The sequence below is a fragment of the Chitinophaga sp. 22308 genome, from assembly GCF_052045305.1.
In the GTDB taxonomy this organism is placed as follows: domain Bacteria; phylum Bacteroidota; class Bacteroidia; order Chitinophagales; family Chitinophagaceae; genus Chitinophaga; species Chitinophaga varians_A.
Genome location: NZ_JBQEOP010000021.1, coordinates 1 through 743, shown reverse-complemented (window position 1 = coordinate 743; position 743 = coordinate 1). Strand labels below are relative to the sequence as shown.

1 pseudogene is annotated in these 743 nt (G+C 49.0%); it reads right to left on the bottom strand.

Annotated elements, in window-relative coordinates:
* Positions 1-743 (bottom strand): annotated as a pseudogene (locus ACTJJS_RS33495) (DUF6443 domain-containing protein); the annotation flags it as partial.

The window sequence follows — 743 nt, the reverse complement described above, 5'->3', positions numbered from 1 at the left end:
GATTATCGTTCAACTGCTTATTAATAGCTTTCACTCTTCCCTGCGCATCATAAAACATGGTGGTGAGCACCGTGGTTTGCGGGGTTACCCCACTCCGGTTGTTTGTATGCCGCTGATAAGTGCTGACTACTTTTCCGGTAAAATCATAACGGGTGGTGATCACGTCTGTGCCACCGCCAGCATTATCTGATAGTATCTGGCTTACCCGCCCTTTGTCGTTGTAGTAGCTGGTGGTGGTCAGCCAGGTATCGGTGCCGAGTATACGGATACGCGTGCCCGTTACCAGGCCTTTGGTGAGATTACCTACGGTTACCGGTTCCACATATAGATTACCGGAATCGGACGGTTTGCCAAAATCGCTGCTCAGGGATGGTTTAGCTCCCTGGTAGTCGTATTTATCGTAAAAGGTAAACGTCAATGGTGTTAGCGTACCACTGCTAAAAATATCCGGTAACGGATTGGAGACGACCATGTTCACTACACCGTTGTTCATAGAAGGGTTAATGTTGATATCAGCATCTGCGCCATTGCCCGTATCAAAACCGCTTTCCAGCGTCACCGAATTTGTGGCTTCATAGAGGCTACGGTCATAGTAAGCCACTGTCAGGTCAACTATTCCCGGGAAAACATAGCTGCTGTTGCCTGTATTGGCAATGGCACCGTTCATCTGGGTCTGTAAAGCCTCCCGGGAGATATCCCTGTTATAAAGCGCTGTCTCCACCGGGCGGTTCAGATCATCATAA